General features: G+C 62.2%; 14 protein-coding genes. 3 read left to right on the top strand and 11 right to left on the bottom strand.

Annotated elements, in window-relative coordinates; translation table 11 throughout:
* Positions 1 to 463: 463 nt before the first annotated feature.
* Positions 464 to 1579, top strand: coding sequence for a hypothetical protein (locus VHD36_08735; GenBank protein ID HVU87395.1), 1116 nt, complete (start codon positions 464 to 466; stop codon positions 1577 to 1579).
* Between the two features lie 100 nt (positions 1580 to 1679).
* On the opposite strand, the gene VHD36_08730 is transcribed toward VHD36_08735, so the two are convergent.
* From VHD36_08730 to VHD36_08690, 9 genes are all read right to left on the bottom strand, one after another.
* Positions 1680 to 3530, bottom strand: coding sequence for a DUF6666 family protein (locus VHD36_08730; protein HVU87394.1), 1851 nt, complete (start codon positions 3528 to 3530; stop codon positions 1680 to 1682).
* 276 nt (positions 3531 to 3806) lie between these two features.
* Positions 3807 to 4964, bottom strand: coding sequence for a PLP-dependent aspartate aminotransferase family protein (locus VHD36_08725; GenBank protein HVU87393.1), 1158 nt, complete (start codon positions 4962 to 4964; stop codon positions 3807 to 3809).
* 111 nt (positions 4965 to 5075) lie between these two features.
* Positions 5076 to 5882 (bottom strand): sugar phosphate isomerase/epimerase family protein, encoded by an 807-nt coding sequence (locus VHD36_08720; protein ID HVU87392.1) that lies wholly within the window; start codon positions 5880 to 5882, stop codon positions 5076 to 5078.
* Positions 5883 to 6127: 245 nt separating this feature from the next.
* The gene (locus tag VHD36_08715) at positions 6128 to 6583 is read right to left on the bottom strand and encodes a hypothetical protein (protein HVU87391.1); all 456 of its coding nucleotides are present in this window, start codon (positions 6581 to 6583) and stop codon (positions 6128 to 6130) included.
* A gap of 202 nt (positions 6584 to 6785) precedes the next feature.
* Positions 6786 to 7826 (bottom strand): agmatine deiminase family protein, encoded by a 1041-nt coding sequence (locus tag VHD36_08710; GenBank protein HVU87390.1) that lies wholly within the window; start codon positions 7824 to 7826, stop codon positions 6786 to 6788.
* A gap of 108 nt (positions 7827 to 7934) precedes the next feature.
* Positions 7935 to 8741, bottom strand: coding sequence for an alpha/beta fold hydrolase (locus VHD36_08705; protein ID HVU87389.1), 807 nt, complete (start codon positions 8739 to 8741; stop codon positions 7935 to 7937).
* Positions 8742 to 8766: 25 nt separating this feature from the next.
* Positions 8767 to 10614 carry a hypothetical protein gene (locus tag VHD36_08700; GenBank protein HVU87388.1) on the bottom strand — a complete coding sequence of 616 codons (1848 nt, stop codon included), beginning with the start codon at positions 10612 to 10614 and terminating at the stop codon, positions 8767 to 8769.
* A gap of 224 nt (positions 10615 to 10838) precedes the next feature.
* Positions 10839 to 11453: a TlpA disulfide reductase family protein gene (locus tag VHD36_08695; GenBank protein HVU87387.1), complete on the bottom strand. Its 615-nt coding sequence runs from the start codon at positions 11451 to 11453 to the stop codon at positions 10839 to 10841.
* A gap of 67 nt (positions 11454 to 11520) precedes the next feature.
* Positions 11521 to 12123, bottom strand: coding sequence for a thioredoxin family protein (locus tag VHD36_08690; GenBank protein ID HVU87386.1), 603 nt, complete (start codon positions 12121 to 12123; stop codon positions 11521 to 11523).
* A gap of 343 nt (positions 12124 to 12466) precedes the next feature.
* Between VHD36_08690 and VHD36_08685 the strand changes: the two genes are divergently transcribed.
* Together VHD36_08685 and VHD36_08680 are read left to right on the top strand one after the other, a co-directional pair.
* Entirely contained in the window at positions 12467 to 13483 is a 1017-nt protein-coding gene (locus VHD36_08685) for a Ca2+-dependent phosphoinositide-specific phospholipase C (protein HVU87385.1), read from the top strand.
* 220 nt (positions 13484 to 13703) lie between these two features.
* On the top strand, positions 13704 to 14726 hold the full coding sequence (locus VHD36_08680; protein HVU87384.1) for a class I SAM-dependent methyltransferase: 1023 nt from the start codon (positions 13704 to 13706) through the stop codon (positions 14724 to 14726).
* Between the two features lie 42 nt (positions 14727 to 14768).
* Here the strand turns inward: VHD36_08680 and katG are convergent, their stop codons facing one another.
* Entirely contained in the window at positions 14769 to 16949 is a 2181-nt protein-coding gene (katG, locus tag VHD36_08675) for a catalase/peroxidase HPI (GenBank protein HVU87383.1), read from the bottom strand.
* A gap of 320 nt (positions 16950 to 17269) precedes the next feature.
* A complete protein-coding gene (locus tag VHD36_08670; GenBank protein HVU87382.1) occupies positions 17270 to 20224 on the bottom strand; it encodes a hypothetical protein in 2955 nt (984 codons plus the stop codon).
* Positions 20225 to 20552: the final 328 nt, after the last annotated feature.

Raw genomic sequence — 20552 nt, 5'->3', positions numbered from 1 at the left:
GGATCAATTGCCATTGTTCGTCCGTCAGGTCGCTGGGATAATTCGCGCACATCGTTACGGCTCCGTCTTCCTTGACTTGAGAACCAAGACGGCGGAGTCGTAACGTTTTTCATCGATTCATGCAATTTGAAAACACGGTCTCAGCCAAAAGCAAGTCTTCAGGCCTCAACGACTAGCGGCTTCTCGAAGGGCGTGTCAGCGAGCTGCTTCGTTCCGCGTTCGGCAGTTGCAAAGTGCGGTCGGCTTAATTAGCCTGTGGGTTACTAATAAGTTCTTTCGGGGCACGCTACTGAGCGCTCAATAAGCCGGATGATCGCGATCTTTCCGTGATCGCATTCTTCTCTCCGGCGATCCCACGGGTCGAGGTTCCTCTACCCGCAATGCTGCGCCATCCGAGAGGTGCAGCCGGCCATTGAGCGCCATCAATTGATTCTGACTTTCGAACAGGACGAAGGAGCAGCTGATGAGAGTGGACAGAGAGCGGACCGGGCGAAGCTTCCGAGGAACTGGTTTAGCGATTGCGGTGCTACTGCTTCTAGTCGCGCTACCGCAAATGGCTCAGGCCGTGGTTCTGCATCCGGGCGACATTGTCATTACAGCCGATATTCTGCCGGCGCTGCCGGGCGGCGGTGACGACTATGGGCTGGTCCGCATCGATCCCGTGACCGGCGATCGCACGATCATTTCCGATCAAACGATCGGCACCGGCGTACCGATGCCGACACCGGACGCCGTCGCGATCGCGCCCGACGGATCCCTGCTCGTGGCAGACCTTCTCGAGGGCATTGAACGGATCGATCCCGCGACGGGCGACCGGACGCTCATCAAGCCAGCGCTTCTGCCGACGGGCGTTCATCAGGTCGACAATGAGATCTACTTCACCGAAGGTACCTTTTGGGGGTTCGACGCGACGACACTGCAAACCAATTTCGTCGCCAATGGTACCGGCCCCTTATTCAACAGCGGGCCCGGGCAGCCTGGTGGGTTTGCTATTATCGGCAACGAGGCCTATGTCGCTTTGGCACAAACACAGTTGGATCCGGTAGACAGCAACTGCATCCTGGGCGTCAATCTGACGTCCGGCGACCGCACGCTTATATCAGGCACCAGCTTTATTCCAAAATTTGTGACCGCTGGCAGCGGGCCGGCGTTGACGGCACCGTCCGATGTCGCGGTCGACCCGGCCGGTCAATTGCTTGTTACTAGCGGTTTGACGGCTGGCGTGATGCGTATCGATCCGGTCACCGGAGCGCGAACGATCGTCACGAGTAACTCGGTCGGGACCGGGCCGCAGTTCCCGACGCGCGATCCATTCTACCAGGAATACCGCCTTGCCATCGCTGGCGACGGAACCATCCTGTTGAACGAGTGGGACGCCGGCGGCGTGTGGGCTGTCGATCCCGTGACCGGCAATCGAACCATCGTTTCCGATGCCACGCACGGGGCCGGTCCACTGCTCAGGTCGACCACCGGCGGCGGAGGAATCGCCGTCGTTCCGGCGCCAGAGCCTGCGACGTTGGTACTTGCCGCGCTTGGTGGACTGGCGCTCGTCGCCGCGAGCCTGAAACGCCCTCACTAGCCCGCAGCGCCAGCAAGGGAGTGCATCGCGTACAACGCCGCGGCCACGAAGCGGCGCGGCATTACATCACACTGCATCGGCCGGTTGCACGTTGTGCAAACTACTTCTGCCGGATCATCAGCCAGTTGTTGTCGGCCACGCTGAATAGCGAGCGGAACGGGCCGTTGTGCGTGCCGCAGGGTTCGCGCGTCGGGTACCAGACGATGTTCAGTGCCAGGCCCCACGATTCCTGGGTCGGGCCGCCGCCATCCTTCCCCTGGTCCGGGATCTGGTAGTTGAACCCGCCCATCAAGTCCCAGCGGTTCGACATGTGGATGCGGTGATCGGCGCCGAGCAGGCCGCCCGAGTTATCGGTGAAGCCGCCCCAGATGCGGAATTGATCGCCGTTGGCGAAGTTCTTGCGATAGAAGAACGCGTTCATGTTCACCGAGTTGAAGCTCAACAGCACGCCGTTAACGGTCTGCGTCTGGTTCGCCCCCGTGGCAAACGCTCCCCAGTAACCGAATTCGTTGCCGCCGGCGAAGATGTAGCTGATTTCGCCGCGGATCTGTTCGAAGCGGGCCCGCGTGTAGAATCGATCGTCGAGCCAGTCGTACACCATTCCGCCTTGCAAGCCTTGGCCGCATCGCGGGCGATGGTACAAGCCAAAAGTGAGGAACGACTGCTGCCGCGAGTTGTTGAACGCGTTGGCGATGTTCGTGCCTGAAAGGTCGCTCTGCACGAACTGCGCACCGACCTGGTAACCGATACCGTATTGATGCCACAGGGCGCCCGCGAAGTTTACGCCTTCCTGAAAGCCGAAGTTGCCGTTTTGTCCCTGGTCGAGTCCGCCCTTGAAGGCGTGTACGCCGGCGAACACCGACGACTCGTCGAGCCAGCGGTGATGACAACTGATGCCGCCGCAGCACTGTCCACAATAAGGGCACGGTGTCAGATACAGCGGACGACCATACTCGTCGTACGTCACCGGTCCGCCATCGTCGTACCAGCCGTCCGCTCCATAGCCGCCGTCGTCGTAGCCGTCGCTAAAACCATCGGGGCCACCGGACATGCCGCCACCCGGCGCGAACCCATCATCGCCGTACGTGCCGGGAACGAAGTTGCCACCCGCTTGCGGCGGGTAGGTCATCGTGGGCGCGCCGTTCGGATAATACGTCGTATTGCCACCGCTCGGGCCCGGCACGAATTCGGCTTGCGGCTGCGGAGCACCGGCTGGCGGCAGCTCGTATTCCCGATTCATCGTCGATGCGGGGCGATATCGCGGTCGCGCGGCCATTCGCGGCGTGTCGTCGAGCAAATCGCGCTTGGGCAGCACGCCAAGGTTGGGACCGCTTTCGGCGCCGCTCTCGGCGCCTGGCCGGTAGGCCGGAGCCTCGGAAAGTTTCGCCCGCTGCGCCTGCTCGCGCGAGGCGCGCCACTGGTAGCCAACCGGCTGCACCTGGTCGTCATAGCGACGTGGCCCGCGCGGCGCGTGGTCATGACCGGCGTGTTCGTCGGTGCCGTGATCATGAAACTCGTGACTGTCGACCGCCGGTCGGCCGTCGCGCGGCCGGCGATAATCGTCTCGCGGCTGTTGCTCGGGCGCCGCATAGCGATCAGGCAGTCGCGGACCGCGATCGTTGCTCGCTTGTCGCTCGTCACCGTCGCGATAGGGACGCTCGGCCGGCGGCATGCGACGCGGCGGCTGCTGATAACGGGGGCGCGCGCGGTTGACCGTCTCGTAGCGCCGGGGATCTACCGGCCGCTCATCGTCCGCTTGTGCAGCTCGCGGCTCCGCACCTCGCGGGCTGTCGTAACGCCAGTTGCCGTTTTGCGTGGGGGCGCGTTGATAGTCGGGCAGCTCGTCGTAGGAGCGGCTTTGCGCGTGCAGCGAGTCCGCCACGAGCGCGATCGCCAACCCCGCGACCGATGCAATCATGCTTGACGCAAACTTCCCGAACCGCTCGTTCATCGCGCTCACCTTCATGGCCAGCTGCACGAAATCGCCGTCGTGCTAGCAGCGAGACTGTCGTTTAACAGCCAGGGTATCGGACGGGCCGCTGTGGCAACTTGACGTTAAACTCATCGCGACCGGAAAAATTTCGCCAAAGCCCGCCAATTCACGGACGCGCAAAGTGGCGTTGCTGGCAAGGTGGCGAGAAGGGACCGCCGATTAGCCGGCTGGCGTGCCCGCCGTGCCCGATTGGTCGCATCGTTCCCGTTCATGCGGAGCGCGAAATTGCCGCGATCACGCTTCGCCAAACGCCTGCTTGATCGCCTGCTCCAAGTCGTCACGCAGGTCTTCGAACGCTTCGAGGCCGACGCTCAGGCGAATCAGACCGTCGGTGATGCCGAAAGCCTGTCGGGCGACGGCGTCATAGCTAGCATGCGACATCGTGGCCGGAAGCTCGATGAGCGACTCCACAGCACCCAGGCTGACCGCCAGTCGGAAAAGGTGCGTACTTTCCACGAGCGCGGCGGCCTGCGCCAATTCACCGGCCAGCTCGAAGCTAAGCATCGCGCCGAAGGCGCCCTCCATTTGCCGGACGGCCACCTCGTGCCCCGGATGGCCCGATAGCCCCGGGTAATAGACGCGGTTGACGCGCGGGTGGCCGGCCAGAGAGTCGGCGATCTGGTGGGCCGTGCGCGATTGCTCGCGCACACGCAGTTCGAGCGTTTTCAAGCCGCGCGAACAGAGAAACGCGTCCCATGGGCCCATCACGGCCCCGGTGGCGTTCTGGATGTAATACAGGCGTTCCCCCAGGTCGCGATTCCGCACGACCAGTGCTCCGCCCAACACGTCGCTATGCCCGCCGAGATACTTCGTGGCCGAATGCATGACGACGTCAGCGCCCAGGCCAAGCGGCCGGGTGAGAACCGGCGAGGCGAACGTATTATCGACCCCCAGCAAAGCGCCCTGGGCATGCGCGATTTCGGCGCAGCCGGCAATATCGGTGATCGACATCAGCGGATTGCCCGGCGTTTCGATCCACAAGAGCTTCGTGGCCGGCGTAAAGGCGGCGGCCACGGCCGCCAGATCGGTCGAAGGCACGGTCGACACGCGCACGTGCGCGCGATCGAGAATCTTGTGCAGCAGGCGGTACGTCCCGCCGTATAAATCAGCGCTCGCGACGACGTGATCGCCCGGCGACAAGAGCATCATCACGCAATGCGTGGCGGCCATGCCCGACGCAAATGCCAGCGACCGCGTGCCCCCTTCGAGCGAAGCTAGTGTCGTCTCGAAGGCCTTGCGGGTCGGGTTGCCGGAGCGCGAGTAGTCGAACTCCAGGCTCGGGTGCGCGCCCGGCTGCACGAACGTTGTCGCCAGGTGCACCGGCGGAATGACGGCGCCGGTCTGCGGATCGGGCTCCTGCCCGACGTGAATCGCACGAGTACGAAATTGCATCAAACGGCTGTCCTCAAAGTGGCAGGCGGTTCGCCAAGGGTCCGCCGCGGATCGGCGGCGGAGTGCGTCGAGTTTCGAGCCGGCGCGGCACGAGCACGAACTAGCACAACTCTAGCTCGCCACGAGTCGGTCGAAGGCGCATTTCGAGTCGGCCAAGAGCGACTTGTAGCACGAATTTTCGATATCCTCGCCCATCAGCTCGACGTCGTAGTCGCCGTTGTAGCCTCCGCGAACCAGGCCGTCGACGATTTCGGCCAGCGGCACGTTTCCTTCGCCCAGACGGGCCCGATTCTGCTCGCGCTGCGGCGGCTCGTGCCCGTCGCCCAAATGCACGATCGCAATGCGGGGGGCCAGCTCACCGAGTTGCGACCGCACCTGATCGTCATGCCCGAAATGATAGGTATCGAACACGATCCGCAGGGCCGGATTGCCCACGGCCTCGATCAGTTCCAGCGTCTTGTCGATGTCCGTAAGAAATGTGAAATCGGTGGCGCAGCCTGGATGCATCGGCTCCAAAGCCAGCTGCACTCCCAGATCGGCGGCCAGACCGGATACCTCGCGCAGCGCGTCGCGCGCCAACCGCTTGGCGTGATTGTGCGTGTGCTGATACCGCGAGCCGGTGTAGACGACCAGGCAGCCGGCTTGCATCATCGCCGCCAGGCGGACGGCCTCGAAGGCGTCGTCGATGCTGTCGCGAAATGAGCGGCCGTCGCTGCCAGTGAAGCCGCCCGCCCACAACAGGCTCGACACGGCCAGGCCGCTTTCGGCCAACAGCTCGATTCCCTTCTCCTCGCCATAGTCGGACAGCTTTTGCCGCCAGACGCCGATGGCCGGAATGCCCGCGGCCTTATAGTGCGCCACGTCTTCTTCGAACGACCAGCGGTAGGTCGTCATTTCGTTCATCGACAGCCGTGCCATGGGCGAAGCGCTCCCTCGGAACTTTCATGCGGTCGTGCGCCGGCTGCCGGCGCACAAACGTCGATGAGCCACGCGGGGGCGATCCAGCCCTGGTCGCCGCGCACACGTTCGGCAGACCCGCACAAGCCCCGAGACGACCGCTCTCGTGACGGGATTCGAAATCCACCACCGGGCGTAGCGACTACCGCGCAGGCTGGTAGTATCCGCAATGCGGCCGCAGGTGTAAAGCGGCGGAGCTCTGCTGGCTACGCCCGTCCGCTTTCTTGCCGTAGCTTCATGTAATAGCGCTGCACTTCGCCCACGCAGGAACGACCGTCGGGCGCCAGCGACTGGCAGCGGGCTTCGGCAGTTTTCGCGCGCTCGACCGTCGCCCGCACGCGTGTCACGCCTCCTTCGCGGATATCCTGCTCGACGTCGTCGCGCGTCAGCCCGAAACAACTGCACAAGGGCGCCTCGAGATCCTTCGGCCACACCGGATATCGCAACTGTTCCACCGTGGCCACGCGCTCGAACGTGTCGAAGTACGCGACCTCGCAGCGTGGGAAGGGGCAGAACCAGGCCGTCTCGGACAGGTTCGCAAGCGCCGCAGCATCCAAATGTTCGCGCACTGCTTCCGCGGTCGCCGCCACAGCCAGCGATCCACAGCGCGGGCAGTGTCGCTGCCCGGTATCTTCCGGTTCGCGAACGAAGGCTTTGTTCATGTCTTTAGTCGATCTTCGTTCCAGTAACATGCACCGATTAGCCACCGAGCACACAGAGGTCACCGAGGGAATTTCTTTTGAACGCAAATCGCTGGATCGCGATCGCCCTCAGGCAAGCTCGCAAGATTCACCCCTGCTCCGACTCTGTGCTCTCGGTGTACTCCGTGGCAAATTTTCTCGACGGCAGATACCGGCCAGACGACTAGCTCATCGCGCGTGGCTGTTGCTGCGTGCTACAGTGGAAGGTGCCCAGGCCCCAGACAAGCTCGACGGCCCGCAGCCCACGCACCTGCCGGCCGGGAAAGAGCTGCGCGAGCCGCTCGATGGCGACCGCATCGGCTGGGCAATCGAATTGCGGCACGATAACCACGCCGTTGGCGACGTAGAAATTCATGTAGCTGGCCGGCAGTCGGCGGTCGTCGTAATACACGGCGCGTGGCATCGGAAACGTGACGACCTCCAGCGGGCGTCCCTCTTGATCGACGGCCGATTGCAGGCGGCGCAGGTTGTCGGCCAGCGCCTGATAGTTTTCGTCGGCCGGATCGTCTTCGAGCGCGGTCACGACCGTACGCGGCCCGACAAAACGCGCCAGCTCGTCGATATGCCCGTCGGTATCGTCACCGACAATGCCTTCGCCCAGCCAGATCACGTGCCGGCCGACGCCGTAATCGCGCAAGTAGCGCTCAACGTCGGCGCGCGAAAGGTGCGGGTTGCGATTCGGGTTCAGCAGGCACTGTTCGGTCGTGAGCACCGCGCCCAGCCCATTCACGTCGATCGCGCCCCCTTCGAGAATGATGCCCGGCTCGAAGCGGCGCATGCCGAGAAGGCGCGCGATCTTGGCCGGCACCTGCACGTCGCGGTCGAAGGGCGGATACTTGCCGCCCCAGGCGTTATAGCCCCAGTGCACAAGGGCCGGTTCGGCGCCTGCCGGACCTTGCAGGAACATCGGTCCGTGATCGCGCGTCCAAGCGTCGTTCGTCGCGATGTCGTGAATCGTGACTTGCGGCAAGTCGCCCACCATCGCGTGGGCCTGGGCCAGCACTTCGGGCCCTCCGGCCAGCACGTGTACCGGCTCGTGCGCCGAAAGGGTGCGCACCAGCTCGGCCCACACACCGGGAATCGGGTCAAAGTTGCCGGGCCAGCTTTCCAGGTTGTGCGGCCACGACAGCCAGGTCGCCGCGTGCGGCTCCCATTCGGCCGGCATGCGATAACCAAGCGAGGCAGGCGTTTCGACAGAGTTCATGGAGGGCCGACCAGAGCAGGCAGAGGCAGATGGCAGCGGGCAGTAAATCTAAAGTTAGCCGCCGAGCTTGCTCGGCGCTATGCAAGAATCATCGCGCGGTCGGCCAGCTTACCGCGCATGCAATTCGTTGGCCAGGAACGCCGCGATCGCGCCGTTGACCGCCGACGAATTCTCCAGCGGCGACATATGCCCCGCGCCCGGAATGACCGTGAATTGCGCCTGCGGAATTCCGCCGGCCAGTTTGCGCATTTCATCCGGCGGGCTGATGGCGTCTTCTTGCCCCACCAGGACCAGTGTTCGCACAGTAATCTTGGACAGTAGATCGGTCGAATCGGCGCGCTCGGCCATGCCGCGCAGCGCCGCTGCGATCCCGTGCGGATCGGTGGCGAGGATCATTTCGCGCACCGCCTCGGCCACGAGCGGCTGTTCCGCCCGCGTGCGAGGACCGAGCAACTTGGGAAGCATGGCCTCGGCGACCACGCCGGCTCCGTCGGCAAGGACGCGGTCCGCCGTCTGGTGCCGGCCGGCGGCCGCCTCGGGCGTGTCGGGCAGGCTGCGCGTATCGCACAAAATCATCGATCGCACCCGATCGCGATGGCGACGCCAAAATTCAAACGCCACGTAGCCCCCCATCGACAAGCCGCACAGGCATACCGATTGGCGAATGTTCATACAATCGAGAATGCCGGCCACGTCGTCGGCCATCTGGGCCATTGTGACCTTGCCGTCGGTGACCGTGCTGCGCCCGAAGCCGCGCAAGTCGGGGGCAACCAGGCGATTCGTCGCGCCCAGCTCGTCGAGCTGGCGCATCCACATCGAATGGCTCAGCGGAAAACCATGCAGGAAGACGACCGCGGGACCCGCCCCGCGCTCGTAGACGTTGAATTGAGCCTCGCCAACGCTGATGCGGCGCATGGGCAAATCCCTCCCTCGCGAAATCCTACGGCCCCTTGCGCTCGGATTTCTCCAGCTCAGACTTGAATAGTTTCAGTTGCTTGCGCATCTGGCCCGAGTGCGGATCCAATTCGATGGCTTTCGTCTGCGTCTCGACGGCGCGGACCAGGTCGCCACAAGCATAATGGCATCGCGCCAAGGTATCGAGATAGCCAGCCTCGGACGAGCGCCCTTCCTTGTCGTCGGACTGCGCGCGAATGATCTCCAGTGACCGCTCGCTGTTGCGCCGCGCCTCTTGCGGGTCACCTTCGGTGTTGGCGATCAACCAGGCCAGTTGGTTGTAGTTCGTGGCGTCATCCGGCGATTCCTGAATATCGCGGCGGAAAGACTCGATCGATTCGTTCAGCAAACGACGCGTTTTTTCTTTCAGCTCGGCGTCGAGATTCGGGTAATGATACATGGCGATCAATACGTCGATTTCAGTCGGATCATCCTCCAGCCCGGCTTTCAGCTCGACCAACTGCTCGGCGGTGTTTCCCTCGGCCAGGTAGCGACAGGCTTTGAAGAAGTGCATCCGCGCCCGCATCGTTTCGATCGGCCCAAAGCGGTTGGCCAGGTCCTGAACGTCCCCTTCCTTGTTCTTCTCTTTGGCTTCGCGGGCCTTCACGGCCTCTTCCCACACCTTGGCCGCCAGGGCATCGTCCCCCTGATCGTGTGCTAGCTCCGCCAGGCCACGCTGGGCAAAAAGCGTGATGAAATCGCCGGGCGCGCCGGTCGAGATGACGTGCATGTATTCCTGCTGGCACCACTTCAGCATGCCGCGGCGCTGCAGCTCGCGCGCGGCTTCGACGTGCTGCACCAGCTTGTCGAACGAGTTCCCCTCGTTCAATTTCAGGGCGCGCTCGGCCGTCTGCTGGGCGAGAGCTTCGTTCCCGCGCACTTGCTGTGCCTGGGCCAGCGTATAGAGCAGGATCGGCTCGCGGTCGATGCGGTCGGCAAAGCGTTTTGCCACGGTGTCGACCACGTCCCAGGCCTCTTGCTCGACCAGCCAGCGCACCAGTTCGGCCAAGGTTTCGCTGTGCCCTTCCTCGAGATCGACGATCTTCATCATCGAGGCCACGGCTTCGTCGCGACGATCAAGCTTCCGCAATACGGCGACCTGCTGCCGCCACAGGGCACACACGATCTGCGGCTGTGTGTGCTGCGGCATCGCGTGCTGCTCGAGCTCAGCCAGCTTGCCCCATGCTTCGATCGCCGCGGCGGGATCTTGCTGCGCGGCCAGGTACGTCCGCAGCCACTCGGCGGCAGCACGCGGGCTGTTGCCCAAAACTTCCTTGATCGTCTTTTCGCGGGCCGGCCAACTCTCTGCCCCGGGCTTTTTCTGTTCGATGATCGCCAGCGCGGCCAGCTTCGAGAGGACTGGCGATTTGTCGAACCGCACCAGCCGGCACAAAACCGGCAAGCCTTTGTCGCCGGGTATCTCGGCCAAGGGGGCGATAAGAGCGATGTGGGCCGCTTCGTCCTTGAGCCCGTAGTTGTGCAGTTGCTTTTTGACCTCCGGCGGATCGTCGGCCGTGGTCCACTCGATTTGCATCTGATTCACGAGCGCCTTGGCGCGCGAGGCAATCTCGATGTCGTCGTTCTCGGCGGCGACCTCCAAGGCGTCGAAGGCTTCGAAGCCGATCTTGCCCAGTTCCCCCTGGGCGCGCTCGCGCACGAAATAATCGTTGTCGCCCAGCCGCACGATCAGACCTTGGACGCGATCGGCGAGACCGGCATTGGGGTCGGCCGCACGGAGCTGGGTACCCAACCCGACCCCGGTCAGCAGGCCGGCAGCCGCCAGCAGGCGCGCTCGCGGGGCAATGGTAAACAGGCTGGCGAAGTACTCAAACATGCGCATTCTTCGGAAAAAGTCAGAACGGCAGCCACCTGTAGTTAGGATAGCTGAAAATAGGGGCCAGAGGGAAAGGGGGCCCGGGCAGGGCGACTCTGTAGCTGGGGTCCGTGACGCCGGTAGCGATACCATCGAATTTCGGCATCTTGGAAGCCGACGAGCGCATCCAGGGTCGCAGACCCCGGCTACAGTGACTTGCACCTACGCCGCTAATCCAGTTCCAATCACGGGGCCGGCAGGGCCAGTTGCTCTTCGATCGCCTGGTCGATCAGCTCCGGGCGGAATGGAATCGTGGGATCCGAAGGCGAAATGCGCTTCACCAGTTTCCCGTCGCGGCCGTAGATCGCGTAATTCGGCAGTGCCCCGTCGAAGTCGAATTCGTCGGCCGAAGATTCCGCCGCGCCCACTTTGCTGATCAGGTTCTCGAACGTTGCGCCTTTGTCGGCAAGGAACTTTTGCACGCTCTCGACCTCCGTTGGCTCGTCAAACGAGAGGGCGATCACGTCCAGACCGCGATCGCGGTTTTTCTGCCACAGTTCGACGGTATGAGGAAACTGCTTGACGCACGGTCCGCACCAGGTGGCCCAGTAGTCGACGAGCACCACCTTGCCCTGATGCGCGGCGATGGCCTTTTGATACTCCTCCTTGCCAACCACGGTGACCGGGATCGGCGCAGGCTTGCCTTCCTCGGCCAGCGCTTCGGTCTCGGATTTGCCAACTTTGCCCGCTTTGGATTCAGCGCCCGGATGTTCCTTGGCGCAGCCGGCGAGCATCAAGCAGGTCGAGAAAGCCAACCCGCCGAATGACAACGCGCAAGTAATTCGAAGGAGGCGCCACATCAGACGAAGCTCCCAGAGGAATCGTAGCGAACGCCGCCGTTCAGGACCGTAGCCGGACCGGGACTTTCTAGCGAGCGTATTCGATGCCGCAGCCCGTGGCGCGCGCTTCCTGCACCTCGGGGCTCTTACCCGACAGCACCGCGTCGAGTGCGTTGCGGACGTACGGCTTCTTCACTTCGTCAGCGGCCATCCAGCTATCGTCGATCGCGCCCATGTACACGACCTTGCGCTTGCCGTCGAGAACAACGACCTCGGGCGTCTTTTGCGCGCCGTACAGTTTGCCGGCCGCTTGCGTCGGATCGGACAAGTAGGGGAAGTTGAACTCGCGCTCTTCGGCGCGCTTCTTCATGTGGGCCAGGTTGTCTTCGTCGCCGCCGTTGACGCAGATGGCGATGACCTGCACGTTCTTGTCCTTGTAATCGCGCTGCAATTCGACGAGCCGCTGCTCGTATTGTTGCGCGACCGGGCAATGATTGCAGGTGAAGACGACCACGATCGCCTTGGCATCCTTATAGTCGGCCAGGCTGTGTTGCTTGTCGTCAGTGCCGACAATGTTGGCCAGCGACGGGGCGGTATCGCCGATGCTCAAAACCTTGTTGAACTTGCCGGCCACGGCCGTGCTTGCCAGCAGAACCACCAATAGAAAGGCGATTGCCGAAATCTTGCGCATCGTCGATCAACTCCTGAAAGTCAGGGACGAATAGGGATTTCACACAGGGAAACGCCCGGCGAAGCGGTCGGCAGGGCGCGTTTTCCACGGCGGGATTCGGGCGAGCCGTCAAAGGGCTTACCCCGAGTTTCACTAACTAGTTTCGCGGGTTCAGGAAACCATGTCAATCGAGCTATTCGGGGCAACCGCCGACGCCAGCGGAGCCCAATACGCCAAAGGTCGTAGTCGGTTGTTATCCCTTTTCCCCCGAGTAAACTCGGCCGGTAGCATGAGCAGAAAGTTGGGCGTTCGAATTTCGCGGCCACGGCCGATTGCTTAACGGAACTTTGTGGAGGTTACACCCATGCGTGTCGGCTTGTGGTTCATCGTACTTGGATGCACCTGGCACGGAGCGTGTTTCGCCGCCCAGCCGGCGGCGGGCGGCCTGCGCCTCAATCAAATCCAAGTGGTCGGCACGCACAATAGCTATCACCTGCGACCGCCGGCCGGAATCTTGAAAGCGGCCATCGCGGTGCGCAAAGATGCCAAGGATTGGGACTACTCGCGCCAGCCGCTCGACCAGCAATTGGACCAGGGCGTGCGCAATTTCGAGTTGGATTTGAACCTGTCGTCCGAAAAGGGGTGGCAGGTGATGCACGTGCCCGGCTTTGACGGCGGGACGACCGTGCCAACATTTCGTGATGCGCTCGAGACGATCAGTCGTTGGTCGAAAGCCCACCCGCGGCACGTTCCCATCTCGCTTTTGATGGAGCTCAAGGAAGAGGGATTTCAACTCAACAAGTCGTACAGGCGCCCCACGCCGGCCGACGTAATGCAACTCGACGAACAGCTCCGCGCCGTGTTTCCGGGGCCACGGCTCTTGTCGCCCGACGACGTGCGCGGCCAGCACAAAACGCTGTGGGAGGCCGTTCATGCTGGCAAATGGCCAACCCTGGCTGATGCGGCCGGCAAGGTCTTTGCCATCTTGCACGAAAACGGCGCCAATCGCGCTGGATATCTGGAAGGGCATCCGGCGCTCGAAGGTCGGGCGATGTTCGTCGAATCCGACCTCGAACAACCTCACTCGGCGGTCCTGATTCGAAACAATCCCAACGATCCGGCGATCGACGACCTGGCCCGGGCCGGCTATCTGATTCGTACCCGCGTCGACTCGCAGGGAAACATCCGCGCTGCCGGGCGCGAACAAGCGTTGCGCGGGGGAGCGCACATCCTGACGACGGACTACCCGCACGGCGAGATCGAAGCGGATCGTGCGTTCGGATTTCCGCGCCTGGCGCCCGCGCGGGTCAATCCCGTCACAGGTCCGACGGCGGCGCGCGGGAATGAATTGAGCGAGCCAATTCCGGAAAGCGGCAAGTAGCGCCGTAAAGGTGTGTTCGCCGCGCTACGGCGCACTCCCCATTCATCCATCAGTTCGATCGCATCTTCAGTAATGCATCGCTACCGCGGCGAGCCCAGACTTTTGCGCGGCTCGGCCACTTGTCTGATCTTGACGGAAATGCGGTATCTTCTTATTTTCTCCCGCCGCCAATTTCGTCCGTGCCTTCGGGGAACTGCACCTGCGAGGGGATATCGCTTTAATGAATAAACCCGCAGCTGGATCGGCCGACATCCACACGGCCGTCAATCATGGTTGCGATCTGTGCGGCGAGGAGCGCTTCGACGAGATCGCACGGCGCGATCGGCGCGTCCAGCCGCTTGCCACCGTTGTTTGTCGGTGCTGCGGCCTGGTGCAACACGCGATTCTGCCCAGCGCCCAGGAACTGGACACGTTTTATGCCCACGAGTATCGCCGGCAGTACAAAGGCGAGGTCAGCCCGTCGCCGCGGCGCATCATGCGGGCGTGGCGAAAAGGGGAACTAATCCTCGAGCGGCTGACTCCGCACCTGGCGCCCGGCGAGCGAATCCTCGAAGTGGGGTCCGGCATCGGCTGTACGGTGCAAGTCTTCGACCTGGCCGGCTACGACGCGCAAGGCATCGAACCCAACGAAGGCTTTTGCGCCTACGGCGCGACGAAGCTGCACGCCCGCGTCCGTATCGCTTACCTGGCGGACGTGCCGGCCGAGCCGCAGTTTGATGTGGTGCTCTTGGTACACGTGATCGAGCACCTTGCCTCGCCACGCCAGGCACTCGCTCAGATTTTTCAGATGTTGCGGCCCGGCGGGCGGCTGTATCTGGAATGCCCAAACTTCGCCGCGCCGTTCGCCGCCGTCGAGCAAATGCTGCACTTCGGTCACATTTACAACTTCACGCGCGGCACACTCGAGGCGGCAGCGCGCCGGGCAGGCTTTGAAGTTGCCGCCGAGTACGCGCTGGCCGACGATCCGAACTTGCGCCTGTTACTACGCAAGGCAACGCCGCAAGAGTCATTCCTGCCGGCCGACGGCTATGCGACGACCATGGCCGCCCTCCGCCGTGGCAGCGTCGCGCACTATCACCTCCGCGCGGATTATCTCCGCATGAGGCTCGGCATGCTGCGGCGCTATGTCGGCGAATACCTCTTCGCGCCGCGCTTCGTCCGGCGGCGCATCGCGCTGTGCGCCGCGTCGGCACGGGCTCGCGAGCTACGGATGGCTTCTCACGAGCGCTCGGCAGCGGCTTAGCTTCGTAAATCGCCATAACTGGCGAACACGTCGTCTCGTGGTTCAGGCGAGGTCGAAGCGATCGAGGTTCATCACCTTGCTCCAGGCCGCGACGAAATCGGTGACGAACTTTTTCTGCGCGTCGCTGCTTCCATAGACCTCGGCCAGGGCGCGAAGCTGGGAGTTCGATCCGAAGACCAGGTCGACACGCGTGGCGGTCCACTTTGGCTCGCCCGTCTTGCGGTCGCGGCCTTCGAACAGGTCAGCCTGCTGCGAGACCGGCTGCCACTGGGTGCGCATGTCGAGCAAGTTCACGAAGAAGTCGTTCGTCAGCGCGTCGGTGCGATTGGTGAAGACACCGTACGGTGTACTGGCGACATTGGCATTCAAGACACGCATGCCACCGACGAGCACCGTCATTTCGGGCGCGGTCAGCGTGAGCAATTGCGCCTTGTCGATCAACAGCGCCTCGGCCGACACGGTGTATTTGCCCTTCAGGTAATTGCGGAATCCGTCGGCGATCGGCTCGAGCACCGCGAAGCTTTCGGCGTCGGTTTGCTCGGACGTTGCGTCAGTGCGGCCGGGCGAGAAGGGAACGGTCACGTTCTGGTCGGCGTTTTTCGCCGCCTGCTCGACGGCAGCGCAGCCCCCCAGCACGATCAGATCCGCCAGCGAAACCTTCGTGCCGTCGGTCTGCGACCTATTGAACTCGTTTTGGATACCTTCGAGCGACTTCAGCACCTTGGCCAGTTGCGCCGGCTGATTGACTTCCCAGTCCTTTTGCGGCGCCAGCCGGATACGAGCGCCGTTCGCGCCGCCGCGCTTGTCCGAACCGCGGAACGTCGAGGCCGACGCCCAGGCCGTGGACACCAGCTCGGAAATGGAAAGGCCGGACGCCAGAATCTTGCCTTTCAGCGCGGCAATGTGCTGCGCATTGATCAACTTGTGATTCACTGCCGGCAGCGGGTCCTGCCAGATGAGCTCTTCGGCAGGAACCTCGGGGCCAAGGTAACGCGCGCGCGGGCCCATGTCCCGATGCGTCAGCTTGAACCAGGCGCGGGCGAACGCGTCGGCAAACTGGTCGGGATTCTCCATGAAGCGGCGCGAAATCTTTTCGTAGGCCGGATCGAATCGCAGGGCAAGATCCGTCGTGAGCAGACTCGGGGCAATGCGCTTCGACGGGTCGTGGGCATGAGGTACCGTACCAGCACCGCCACCGTTCTTCGGAGTCCACTGGTGTGCACCCGCGGGACTTTTCGTCAGCTCCCATTCGAAGCTGAACAGGTTCCAGAAAAAGTTGCCGCTCCACTTCGTGGGCGTGGTGGTCCAAGTGACCTCGAGTCCGCTGGTGATCGTGTCGGCGCCGCAGCCGGTGCCGAAGCTGTTCTTCCAGCCCAGGCCTTGCTGTTCGAGGCCGGCCGCCTCGGGTTCTGGTCCTACGTTCGAAGCGGGGGCGGCGCCGTGCGTTTTGCCGAAGGTGTGGCCACCAGCGATCAGCGCCACGGTTTCTTCATCGTTCATCGCCATGCGCGCGAACGTCTCGCGGATATCGCGCGCGGCGGCGACCGGATCGGGATTGCCATTGGGGCCTTCCGGGTTGACGTAGATCAAACCCATTTGCACGGCCGCCAGCGGATTCTCCAGTTCGCGATCGCCCGAGTAGCGACTGTCGCCCAGCCAGTTTGTTTCGGTTCCCCAGTAGACGTCTTGATCGGGCTCCCACACGTCTTCCCGCCCACCGCCGAAGCCGAAGGTTTTGAACCCCATGGTTTCGAGCGCCACGTTGCCCGCCAGGATGATCAAGTCGGCCCAGGAGAGCTTGCGACCATACTTTTGCTTGATCGGCCACAGCAGTCGTCGCGCCTTGTCGAGGCTGACGTTGTCGGGCCAACTGTTCAGCGGCGCAAAACGTTGCTGTCCACGGCCGCCGCCCCCGCGACCGTCGGCGATGCGATAGGTGCCGGCACTGTGCCACGCCATGCGAATGAACAACGGACCATAGTGGCCGAAATCGGCTGGCCACCAGTCCTGCGAATCGGTCATCAGATGCGCCAGATCCTTCTTGACTGCCGCCAGATCGAGGCTGCGGAACTCGGCCGCGTAGTTGAAGTCCGCGCCCATCGGATCGGACTTCGACGAGTGCTGGCGCAGCAAATCGACGCGCAGTTCATTGGGCCACCACTTGAGGTTCGACGTGCCGCCACCGGCCGTGTGATGGAACGGGCATTGAGTTTCGGTCGCCATGCGCTTTCTCCTTGATGTCACGGCTGTTCAACAGCCTATTTTTATGGCGCGATCTTCGTCGATCGCGCGGTACGTTTCGCAAATCATTTTCGAAAGCTGCCACGGCTTCAGGGAGTGCTGCTTCGTCCTTGCGACCGTGAGCGCGGAAGCTTCCGATCGCTCGAATCGTAACGCCCGCCTCGGGAGGAAACAACATGCGCAATTCGGGCCGAACGGAGAGGAGCCGGCATGGATGAACGCGCCTCCTTGCATGCCAAACAAGAACCGCCCGCGAATCGGTTGATTCGAGGGCGGTTCGAGGAACTGCGAGTCGCGCTGGCTTACGGAGTGATCGTATTCAAGAAAATCGCGCCGTGCCCATTGGCCAGCGTCACCGAGGTGACCGGCACGCGCGTGATCGAGCCATCCGAATTGAGGGGATACCAGGTCCCTGCCGGCAAATCATGCGTGGTGACCGTCGTGATCGTGTCCGTGTTCACTGTACCGGTGCCGTCGTCCGAGAGCGGCTTGAAGAGCACCAACGCGTTCGTATAGTTGCGGCCGATGACCTCGTAATAGTAGCCGCTCGCCGTGGGGTCAGGCACCGTAGGCCCACCGGCGAAAATGTAGCAGTCCCCCACCGGTTGACCGACATCCACGTTGATAAACGGTATCCAGCGATTCGGCTGGAATTGGTCGGGGTGCGTGGGGTCGGGCTGTACGTTCTCGGCACCAGTGTTGTTGCCGAACGGCTGGAAGTACGTGCCCGGACGAGCAAGGCAATAGTAATAGGCCAGGAACGCCATTTTCGTAAAGTCTTGCGGCGCCTGCGTGGAATTCGCATAGGTGCAGAAGGTATCCACAACCTGCACGGGCTCCGGACAGAAAAGGCCAGCCGTCGTATCAAGAACATTCTTGTTGTCCCAAAACCGCGACCAGCCGTCGGTGTCCTTCAGCATGTCTTCGCGCCAAGCCATGGGACATTGTCCCAAAACGCGTGCCGGCGCCGCCGTTCGACCCATGTTAAGGATGAAAAAGCGTTGTCCTCTGGGGCCGTGTGGAATAAACCGCCACAGTAAATTGAGCAGCCCGCCGTAACCCTCGCCGTAGCCGGTTGAATCCTCGACGGTCTGATTGACGCCAAAGCCGTTGTCGCCCACGGATGATTCGTCGAGGAACAGGCCGTCGTACATCGGGTAGGCCACGCGTATGCGATCCACGTATTCCGCGACCCACAGCTGCCAGTTGGAACTTTGGACGTTGGACCACAGCACGTTGGAGCCATAGCCGGTCACGAAACGTGATTGATACTTGAACTTGACTTGATTGCCGCTGCCATTCGTCGGCGATCCGGCGGCCGAGTACTCCGAGTCGTTCAGATAATTGTCACCGTCGAGGTCAAAGGCAGCCGGCCAGGTATGCACCGTGCCCGCCGGACTGGTGCCGCTCTGGTTCAAGTAATTGCTGGCGTGGCAATCGGTTACAATCGGCGTTGTGCCGGTGGCTGTTGTTCTTAGCCGGACGTAGTAGCCTTGCATGCCGGTCGAGGGTACGAGCGCCGGATTCGGGTATCTGAGCATCGCCGCACCGTCGGGCACGCTGTAAGCCTTCACCCAATCGGTGAGTAGCGAGGCGTCCCAGTGCATCCGGCCACTGGCCGTGCATCCGCTGGTGGTATCGCTCGCCAACGTGATTGTTCCCCACGTAGTGGGAACGCTGTTGGCATCAACCGCGGTGGGGTACTCGAGCACCGCGGTCCAGCCACCACTGGCGGGCGTCGAGAAGGTCCAATTGATTTCATCGAACTTCTCGGGGTAGCCCAGCCAGATGGCGTCGTTCATGTTCGCACCAAGCGTGACGTGGCTCGTGCCGTCGTTGAACTTCGTCGGGGCGCCGTCCAACGTGGAATGTCCCGGTTGCAGCGTATACAAACCGGTCATCGTGCTGGTGCTTGCGGTGTACGATTGAGCGTCCCACCACCACCGCACGGGGAAACCTTGAGCGCCAAAGTTCGTGCTCATAATGGCTTGGTTGGGGCTGGCGTGGAAGAAAGCATCTTCCCGATCGACCGATTGATCGTCGAGCCAATTGCAGAGATCAAGTATCTGGTACCACGACAGCTTGGTGACGCATACGTACGTCCCCACGCTCATCGTCGCCCCCGCCGCCTGGATGATCTCGACGTCGGATGGAGTACTGATCACGCCCAGGTCGAGCGACGATTCCGCCAAGACCTGGTCCGCCTCGCTCATCGATTGATACTGGTAGTGATACGTCTTGATGTGTGGAAAGTGATGGGCGATCGTCGGCAGCGTCAAGCCGGCCGCGTTGTCGACGTTGAACGTGATCGTGTCCGTGGATTGGCTCGAATAGCTGATCGTTTGCGCCGTGTAATCGGGAACTCCCCATTTTTCCGCCAGGTAACCTTCGACATGCTGGCGGTCGGTGGAACCGAGTACGTGGTTGAACGCGATGACCTCGGCGATCTCCAGGGTTCCGTAGAGCGCGGTGCCGCTGTATTTCAAGCCTCCCAGCGTGATGTTGGCTGTTCCCGACAAACTCCCAAACCAGTTGGCGCCATCGTTGCCCGTCGTGGTTGTGCCCAGCGAGATGCCGTTCATCCACATCTGATAGGCGGAACCAGTGCAACGCCATTGCATCAGATACATGCCATTGAGAACCATGGCCGAGCCGGTGCCGGTGGCAGAGATGTTGCGCGCTCCGTGGGCAGTCGACTGGCTGTTCATGTTCATCACAGACGACTGCGCCTGGCACTCCAACAAATTAGTGCTGTTTGACGCGGCGCCGAGCACGATGTCTCCCGTCGGGTTTCCCTGGAAATGGACGACCGCGAACACGTCACCCACGGTTGCCGAGAGACTGCTCGTGCTTTGCAAAAGCTGGTTACTCGATTGAGTAAATTGCGCGACCCCTTGGCCGTTGTACCGGTCTTCCGAATAGACCGGCGCCGACGACCCGGAAGGAACCGAAAAAGCAGCGTTGACGCCACTTTTGTCGTTGACGCTGGTCACCGTGCCGCTGGAAATGGTGAGATGGCTCGTGTCGGCAAAGTCCACCCACAGCACGCAGCCACTGATCGAAGTGGGGTTGATATTGCGAAACGTGCCGGTGTAGGCCGTCGCTTGGAGCGAATGCTCGCCTTGACTGCAAATCGTGCTATCGAAGGGCACGGTGGCCGTAAAGGGCGCACCGAAACCCTGCAAGGTGTACAGCTTGGTAAGGTTTGTCGTGCCATCGACGGTCAATTGGACGTAGTCGACAGGCGTGTCACACAAAATGGAAATGGTCGTGGCGCCGCTGACCGTTTAGTCGACGGTCGGTAAAGCAATATCCGTCATAAAAACCCTTCTCCGCGCTTGTTGAACGATCGATCGCCCTCTCACCTCGTTTTCGAAAAGCCTTGCGTCGCTAGCGGCCATCAGCGCTCCGCGCGCATCGCTACCTCCTTCTTGTGGCTAATGGGAGATTCACTTATCGCTTGCGACACGTTCGCAGCGACAGAACACGTGTAAGGCGGTGGCGATGCTAACAAACGACGATTCGATATTCAAATTGGAATTGGCCACTTCACGCGATGCTGCGAGCGCGCATATGCGAAGCGAA

Source organism: Pirellulales bacterium (assembly GCA_035546535.1).
In the GTDB taxonomy this organism is placed as follows: Bacteria; Planctomycetota; Planctomycetia; order Pirellulales; family JACPPG01; genus JACPPG01.
The sequence above is the reverse complement of the archived record's forward strand: the minus strand, read 5'-3'. Positions and strand labels throughout refer to the sequence as shown.

Excerpts from the sequence above, each read along its gene's own strand:
- VHD36_08705 (HVU87389.1), bottom strand. The coding sequence starts at position 8,741 with ATGCGCCGCATCAGCGTTGGCGAGGCTCAATTCAACGTCTACGAGCGC.
- VHD36_08700 (HVU87388.1), bottom strand. The coding sequence starts at position 10,614 with ATGTTTGAGTACTTCGCCAGCCTGTTTACCATTGCCCCGCGAGCGCGC.
- VHD36_08730 (HVU87394.1), bottom strand. The coding sequence starts at position 3,530 with ATGAACGAGCGGTTCGGGAAGTTTGCGTCAAGCATGATTGCATCGGTC.
- VHD36_08715 (HVU87391.1), bottom strand. The coding sequence starts at position 6,583 with ATGAACAAAGCCTTCGTTCGCGAACCGGAAGATACCGGGCAGCGACAC.
- VHD36_08725 (HVU87393.1), bottom strand. The coding sequence starts at position 4,964 with ATGCAATTTCGTACTCGTGCGATTCACGTCGGGCAGGAGCCCGATCCG.
- VHD36_08735 (HVU87395.1), top strand. The coding sequence starts at position 464 with ATGAGAGTGGACAGAGAGCGGACCGGGCGAAGCTTCCGAGGAACTGGT.
- VHD36_08680 (HVU87384.1), top strand. The coding sequence starts at position 13,704 with ATGAATAAACCCGCAGCTGGATCGGCCGACATCCACACGGCCGTCAAT.
- VHD36_08720 (HVU87392.1), bottom strand. The coding sequence starts at position 5,882 with ATGGCACGGCTGTCGATGAACGAAATGACGACCTACCGCTGGTCGTTC.
- VHD36_08685 (HVU87385.1), top strand. The coding sequence starts at position 12,467 with ATGCGTGTCGGCTTGTGGTTCATCGTACTTGGATGCACCTGGCACGGA.
- VHD36_08690 (HVU87386.1), bottom strand. The coding sequence starts at position 12,123 with ATGCGCAAGATTTCGGCAATCGCCTTTCTATTGGTGGTTCTGCTGGCA.
- VHD36_08710 (HVU87390.1), bottom strand. The coding sequence starts at position 7,826 with ATGAACTCTGTCGAAACGCCTGCCTCGCTTGGTTATCGCATGCCGGCC.
- katG (HVU87383.1), bottom strand. The coding sequence starts at position 16,949 with ATGGCGACCGAAACTCAATGCCCGTTCCATCACACGGCCGGTGGCGGC.
- VHD36_08695 (HVU87387.1), bottom strand. The coding sequence starts at position 11,453 with ATGTGGCGCCTCCTTCGAATTACTTGCGCGTTGTCATTCGGCGGGTTG.